Below are 7,322 nucleotides of genomic sequence, written 5' to 3' on the forward strand. Positions count from 1 at the left end.
GGTCTAGCGAAGGAGACCTCCGTGGCTATCCGTGTCCTGCTCGTCGATGACCAACCGCTGTTGCGCACTGGATTCCGCATGATCCTGGAGGCCGAACAGGAACTCGCGGTCGTCGGGGAGGCCGGGGACGGTCTGCAGGCTTTGGAGCAGGTGCGGGCGCTGCAGCCCGATGTGGTGCTGATGGACATCCGGATGCCGCGGATGGACGGCGTCGAGGCCACCCGGCAGATCACCGGCCCGGGGCGGGACGGCCCGGCGAAGGTGCTGGTGCTCACCACGTTCGACCTGGACGAGTACGTGGTGGAGGCGCTGCGCGCCGGGGCCAGCGGCTTTCTGCTGAAGGACGCTCCCGCGCACGAGCTGGTGCAGGCGATCCGGGTGGTGGCGGCCGGTGAGGCGATGCTGGCGCCCAGCATCACCCGGCGGCTGCTGGACAAGTACGCCGGGCACCTCCCGTCGGGTGAGGAGCCGGTTCCGAACACTCTGCACACGCTGACCGACCGCGAGGTCGAGGTGCTCAAGCTGGTGGCCCGGGGGCTGTCCAACGCGGAGATCGCGGCCGAACTGTTCGTCAGCGAGACGACCGTGAAGACCCATGTCGGGCACGTACTGACCAAATTGCGCCTGCGGGACCGGGTGCAGGCCGCGGTCTACGCGTACGAGAGCGGTCTGGTGCGGCCGGGCGCCCAGTAGCGGCCGGCGTCCTCCGGTGCGGGTCGGCCGACGCGCACCGGAGGACGTGGCACCGGATCAGGCCGAGGCGCCCCGGCCCAGCTCCCACAGCTGGAGCATCGAGGAGGAGTCCCGGATGTACTCGGTGCCGGTGACGCCGTCCCGGTAGGCCACGTACTCCTTGCCCTGCCACAGCGGCAGCAGCGGCACGTCTTCGGCGATCAGGTCCTGGATGCGCTGGAAATCCCGTGCCGCGAGCGAGCGCTGGGCCTTCTGCCGGGTGGCCGGGATCAGCTGGTCCTCGATGGTGCTGTTGTGGTACGGGGAGTTGAGGAAGTTCTTCTTGCCGACGAACGGCGCGACGTAGTTGTCCGGGTCCGGGAAGTCCGGGGACCAACCCATGCCGTACACGGCGTACTTGCCGTCGGCGGCGGCGGGCCGGAAGCTGGTCCACTTGACGCGCTTGATGTCCGCCTGGAACAGCCCGCTGCCGTTCAGCTGGTCACGCAGCGAGGTGAATTCCTTGGTGGTCGCCTGACCGTAGTGGTCCGAGGAGTAGGCGAGGGTCAGCTTCACCGGGGTCTGGACACCCGCGTGCTGCAGCAGTCGGCGAGCGGCGGGGATGGATGGCTCGCCGTACTTGTTGTAGAACGAGTTGATGTGCGCGGTGGTACCGGTCGGGACCATCGAGTAGAGCGCGTCGGCGGTCCGCTTGTAGGCGTCCCTTACCAGGGCCTGGCGGTCCACGACGTGCGCGATGGCCTGCCGTACCACCTTGTCGCGCACCACGGGGGCGTCGGTGTTGAAGCCCAGGTAGCGGATGGCCTGGCCGGCGGACCCGGAGATCCGGATGCCCTTGACCTCGCCGGCCTGCAGCCTCTCTATCTGGTCGGCGTTGAGCCCCTTGGGAACGACCCCCACCTCGCCGTCGGAGAGCGCCTCCTCCAGTGCCTCGGAGTCGTCGAAGAAACGTATCTCGACCTTGTCGCTCTTCGGCTCGAGCGTGCCCTGGTAGTTCTTGTTGCGGGTGAAGACCGCCTTGACCAGCCGGTTGTCCTTCACCTCGGGCTCCATGCTGTACGGGCCCGAGCCCACGGTCTCGAAGCCCTTGTACAGGCCCTTGCCCTGGTAGACCTCGCTGTCGAGGATGGCGGTGGCCGGGGTGGTGAGCTTGGACGGGAAGGTGGCGTCCGGTGCGGTGAGGTGGATGACGACGACCCGCTCGGAGGGCGTCTCCACCTTGTCTATGCCGGACAGCAGGCTGGCCGGGCCGTTCTTGAAGTTGATGTTCCGCACCCGGTCCAAGGAGAACTTGACGTCCGCGGCGGTCAGATCGTGGCCGTTGGAGAACTTCAGGCCGGGGCGCAGGGTGCAGCGGTACTGCTCACTCTGCTTGTCCTGGAAGCCGCAGCTCTGGGCGGCGTCCGGGACCGGCTCGGTACCGGAGCGGGGCAGCCGCATCAGGGTCTGGAAGGCGTTGTGCATCACCGTCCAGGAGGGGGTGTCGTATGCCTGGGCCGGATCGAGCGGGGCGGGCGCCGACGGCGTGGCCTCGATGTGGTCGGTGATGCCGACCACGACGGCGGCTCCGTCCGACCCTGAACCATCCGAACTCCCGCAGCCGGTGAGTGCGGTTGTCAGCAGCCCTGCCGCGGCGGGCAGCAGCAACGTCTTGCGGTTCATTGTCGGGAGTCTCCCTGGGTCGTTCCACGTGCTCGCGATGAGATTAGTCGGCGGGGCCAGTAATGCTGGAACAGACCGGAGTTGAATAGAAATCACGCTGCGATAACAGCTGCTTGATGACGGATATTCGACCGTCGGAGTGTTTTGCGCGTTACATGACCAATCAGGACAGAAAGGAGCCCGAAATTCTCCGCGCGTACAACACCAAGCACATCGAAGCTGACATGTCGACACCAGGCATGGTGACAAAGGTCACTTGGCCATGGTCTAAAAGATCACAGGAATACGCCGCACGCATTCCCTGGGCGAATTACCGCGGCACGCTCGGTGCTCGTTCAGTGCATTCCGGTGATCAGGCCGCGGAGAAATGCGAGATCGACCTCTTCCAGGGACTCCACGACCGTTCGGCCGGCGGTGGGCTCGATGGGCACCACCGAGGGCACCGCGACCACCGGGCAGCCGGCGGCCTCCGCGGCGGCCACCCCGGTCACCGTGTCCTCGATGACCACGCACCGCGCCGGGTCGGCCCCCAGCCCCGACGCCGCGAAGAGATAGGGGTCGGGGTGCGGCTTGGTCCGCTCCACCTCGTCCCCGGCCACCGTCAGGTGGAAGTGCTCGGGTCCGACCGACTGCAGGATGCGGTCGATGACCCGGCGGTGCGAGGCGGAGACCAGCGCGGTCGGCACCCCGTGCGCGGCAAGCTCGGTCAGCAGCCGCCGGGCACCCGGCAGCAGCGGCACACTGCCATCGATCAGATCGGTGAAGCGGCTGTTCAGCAGCGTGGTGAGATCGGCGAGCGCGATGTCCGCACCGGTCACCTCGATCAGATAGGAGGCGCTGCGGGTCATCGGACCGCCCACCACCACCGCGCGGTGCTCCTCGTCCAGGACGTGCCCGAGCTCGGCGAAGATCGCGACCTCCGCGTCCCACCACAGGCCCTCGGTGTCCACCAGGGTGCCGTCCATGTCCAGCAGCACGGCCTCGAGGGCGGGGGCGCCGGCCGGCGCGGCGGTCCGGCGCAGCCCGGAGAGCGGGCCGTCGTCGCCCAGCGAGCCGATGACGGGGATGCTGCTGGTCATCCGTGCACCTCCGGAGGTGGGGGACGCGGAGGCCGGTCGCCGTCCGGATCGTGGGGGCGACCGGCCTCCACCGGGCCGTCCAGTGTATGCCTGGCGTACCGCGGACGCCCGTCGTATTTCCCCCGACACCGGCACGGCCCCGGTCCGGGGACCGGGGCCGTGCCGGGGCGGGTGTCGGGGCGCTAGCGCGCGTTGAAGTACTTCGCCTCGGGGTGGTGCAGCACGATCGCGTCGGTGGACTGCTCCGGGTGGAGCTGGAACTCCTCGGACAGCCGCACCCCGATCCGCTCGGGCTCCAGCAGGGTGGCGATCTTGGCCCGGTCCGCCAGCTCGGGGCAGGCGCCGTAGCCCAGGGAGAACCGCGCGCCCCGGTACTTCAGGTCGAACATGTCGGTGATGTCCGCCGGGTCCTCGCCCGCGAAACCCAGCTCCGCGCGGACCCGGGCGTGCCAGTACTCGGCCAGCGCCTCGGCGAGCTGGACGGACAGGCCGTGCAGCTCCAGGTAGTCGCGGTAGGAGTCGGCCGCGAACAACTCGGCGGTGGCCGCCCCGATCCGGGAACCGACGGTGACCACCTGGAGACCCACCACGTCCGTCTCGCCGGACTCCTCGGGACGGAAGAAGTCGGCCAGGCAGAGCCGGCGGCCACGGCGCTGGCGCGGGAAGGTGAAGCGGGTGAGCTCATTGCCGTCCTCCCCCAGCAGCACCAGGTCGTCGCCCTTGGAGACGCACCGGAAGTAGCCGTAGACCGCGGCCGCCTCCAGCAGGTTCTCGGTCTGCAGCCGGTCCAGCCAGGCGCGCAGCCGGGGCCGTCCCTCGGTCTCCACCAGCTCCTCGTAGCTGGGTCCGTCGCCCTTGCGGGCCTGCTTGAGCCCCCACTGGCCCTTGAACAGCGCCCCCTCGTCCAGCCACGGGGCGTAGTCGGCCTGCCGGATGCCGGTGACCATCCGGGTCCCCCAGAACGGCGGGGTGGGCACCGGGTTGTCGGTGGCCACGTCGGAGCGCACCTGGCCCTGCTCCGACTCGGCCTCGTCGACCTGGACGGTGGCGCGCCGGGCGACCCGGCGCTGCCTGAGCTCGGGCAGCGCGGCCCCCGGCACCCCGCGCTTGACCGCGATCAGCGCGTCCATCAGCCGCAGCCCCTCGAAGGCGTCCCGGGCGTACCGGACCTCGCCCTCGTAGAGCTCGTGCAGATCCTGCTCGACATAGGCACGGGTGAGGGCGGCGCCACCGAGGATCACCGGGTAGCGCGCGGCCAGCTTGCGCTGGTTCAGCTCCTCGAGGTTCTCCTTCATGATCACCGTGGACTTCACCAGCAGGCCGGACATGCCGATCACATCGGCCCGGTGCTCCTCGGCGGCCTCGAGGATGGCCGAGACCGGCTGCTTGATGCCCAGGTTGACCACGTTGTAGCCGTTGTTGGAGAGGATGATGTCCACGAGGTTCTTGCCGATGTCGTGCACATCGCCGCGGACCGTGGCGAGCACGATGGTGCCCTTGCCGGTGCCCGCGCTGTCCTCGCTCTTCTCCATGTGCGGTTCCAGGTAGGCCACCGCGGCCTTCATCACCTCGGCCGACTGGAGGACGAAGGGGAGCTGCATCTGGCCGGAGCCGAACAGCTCGCCGACCACCTTCATGCCGTCCAGCAGGGTGTCGTTGACGATGTCCAGGGCCGGACGCTCCCCGAGGGCGGTGTCCAGGTCGGCCTCCAGCCCGTTGCGCTCGCCGTCGATGATGCGCCGCTTGAGGCGCTCCTCCAGCGGCAGGGCGAGGAGTTCCTCGGACTTGGACGCCTTCATGGACCTGGTGTCGACGCCCTCGAACAGCTCCAGCAGCCGCTGCAGCGGGTCGTAGGCCGGTTCGTCGCCCTGGGCGGGGCGCCGCCGGTCGTAGATCAGGTCCAGTGCGACCTGGACCTGCTCCTCCTCCAGTCGGGCGATCGGCAGGATCTTGGAGGCGTGCACGATGGCGGAGTCCAGGCCGGCCTTGACGCACTCGTCCAGGAAGACGGAGTTGAGCACGATGCGGGCGGCCGGGTTGAGGCCGAAGGAGATGTTGGACAGGCCCAGGGTGGTCTGCACCCGCGGGTGCCGGCGCTTGAGTTCCCGGATGGCCTCGATGGTGTTGACACCGTCCTTGCGGGACTCCTCCTGCCCGGTGCAGATGGTGAAGGTGAGGCAGTCGATGAGGATGTCCGATTCCCGGATGCCCCAGTTGCCGGTGAGGTCGTCGATGATCCGCTCGGCGATGGCGACCTTGTGCTCGGCGGTACGGGCCTGCCCCTGCTCGTCGATGGTGAGCGCCATCAGCGCGGCGCCGTGCTCCACGGCCAACCGGGTGACCTTGGCGAACCGGGAGTCGGGGCCGGCGCCGTCCTCGTAGTTGACGGAGTTGATCACGGCCCGGCCGCCGAGCTTCTCCAGCCCGGCCCGGATGACGTCCACCTCGGTGGAGTCCAGCACGATGGGCAGGGTGGAGGCGGTGGCGAAGCGGCCGGCCAGCTCCTCCATGTCGGCCACGCCGTCCCGGCCCACGTAGTCCACGCACAGGTCGAGCAGGTGGGCGCCCTCGCGGATCTGATCGCGGGCCATCTCCACGCAGTCGTCCCAGCGGCCGGCCAGCATGGCCTCGCGGAACTTCTTGGAGCCGTTGGCGTTGGTGCGCTCGCCGATCGCCAGGTAGGAGGTGTCCTGGCGGAACGGCACGGCCTGGTAGAGCGAGGCGGCGCCGGGCTCGGGGCGGGGCTCGGGGCGGTTCGGGGTGAGTCCGCGGACCCGCTCGACGACCTGCCGCAGGTGCTCGGGGGTGGTGCCGCAGCAGCCGCCGACCAGGGAGAGGCCGTACTCGCGGACGAAGGTCTCCTGGGCGTCGGCCAGCTCGGGGGCGGTCAGCGGGTAGTGCGCGCCGTCCTTGCCGAGCACCGGCAGTCCGGCGTTGGGCATGCAGGACAGCGGGATCCGCGAGTGCCGTGCCAGGTAGCGCAGGTGCTCGCTCATCTCGGCCGGGCCGGTGGCGCAGTTCAGGCCGATCATGTCGATGCCCAGCGGCTCCAGCGCGGTCAGCGCGGCGCCGATCTCGGAGCCCAGCAGCATGGTGCCGGTGGTCTCCACGGTGACCGAGCAGATCAGCGGCAGGTCGAGGCCGGCGGTCACCAGCGCGCGACGGGCGCCGAGGACGGCGGCCTTGGTCTGCAGCAGGTCCTGGGTGGTCTCCACCAGCAGGGCGTCCGCGCCGCCGGCGATCAGGCCCTCGGCGCTGGCCTGGTAGGCGTCGCGCAGTACGGGATAGGGGGCGTGGCCGAGGGTGGGCAGCTTGGTGCCCGGGCCCATGGAGCCCAGCACCCAGCGCTGCCGGCCGTCCGCGCTCCACTCGTCGGCGACCTGGCGGGCGATCCGGGCGCCGGCCTCGGACAGCTCCTGGACGCGGTCCGGGATGTCGTACTCGCCCAGCGCGGAGTGGTTGGCGCCGAAGGTGTTGGTCTCCACGCAGTCCACGCCGGCCGCGAAGTAGGCCTCGTGCACCGAGCGCACGATGTCGGGGCGGGTGACGTTGAGGATCTCGTTGCAGCCCTCGAGCTGCTGGAAGTCGTCCAGGGAGGGTTCCTGCGCCTGGAGCATGGTGCCCATCGCGCCGTCCGCCACCACCACGCGGGTGGCGAGCGCCTCGCGCAGTGCTTCGATTCGGGTGCGGGCGGTGGACGATGGCGTGTTCGAGGCCATGGGCATGCTCCCTGGGGTGCGACGGCTGTCGGCTTTGCGCCCGTCCGTCGGAGGGCGCACCTCGTCAGCGTAGCCTCCGGAGGTGGTCGGTGGGTCAGGTGTTCCACCACCCGGGACAGGCAAACCCGGCCGGGGCTCCCGCCCGGACCTGTCTCTTATACCCATCTCC

The 7,322-nt window shown here is 69.7% G+C and carries 4 protein-coding genes; 1 reads left to right on the forward strand and 3 read right to left on the reverse strand.

Annotated elements, in window-relative coordinates; translation table 11 throughout:
• Positions 1 to 21: 21 nt before the first annotated feature.
• Positions 22 to 693, forward strand: a complete 672-nt coding sequence (locus E4099_RS25885) for a response regulator (RefSeq protein WP_135341530.1) — start codon at positions 22 to 24, stop codon at positions 691 to 693.
• A 57-nt stretch (positions 694 to 750) separates the two neighbouring features.
• Here the strand turns inward: E4099_RS25885 and E4099_RS25890 are convergent, their stop codons facing one another.
• The 3 genes from E4099_RS25890 to metH all read right to left on the reverse strand — a co-directional run bounded on the left by E4099_RS25890 (position 751) and on the right by metH (position 7,153).
• Complete coding sequence (locus E4099_RS25890) at positions 751 to 2,355, reverse strand: ABC transporter substrate-binding protein (protein WP_135341531.1); 1,605 nt, start codon at positions 2,353 to 2,355, stop codon at positions 751 to 753.
• Between the two features lie 335 nt (positions 2,356 to 2,690).
• Positions 2,691 to 3,434 (reverse strand): HAD family hydrolase, encoded by a 744-nt coding sequence (locus tag E4099_RS25895; RefSeq protein WP_135341532.1) that lies wholly within the window; start codon positions 3,432 to 3,434, stop codon positions 2,691 to 2,693.
• A 182-nt stretch (positions 3,435 to 3,616) separates the two neighbouring features.
• Positions 3,617 to 7,153: a methionine synthase gene (gene metH, locus E4099_RS25900; protein WP_167828480.1), complete on the reverse strand. Its 3,537-nt coding sequence runs from the start codon at positions 7,151 to 7,153 to the stop codon at positions 3,617 to 3,619.
• Between the last annotated feature and the right edge of the window lie 169 nt (positions 7,154 to 7,322).

Source organism: Streptomyces palmae, from assembly GCF_004684805.1.
Taxonomy (GTDB): domain Bacteria; phylum Actinomycetota; class Actinomycetes; order Streptomycetales; family Streptomycetaceae; genus Streptomyces; species Streptomyces palmae.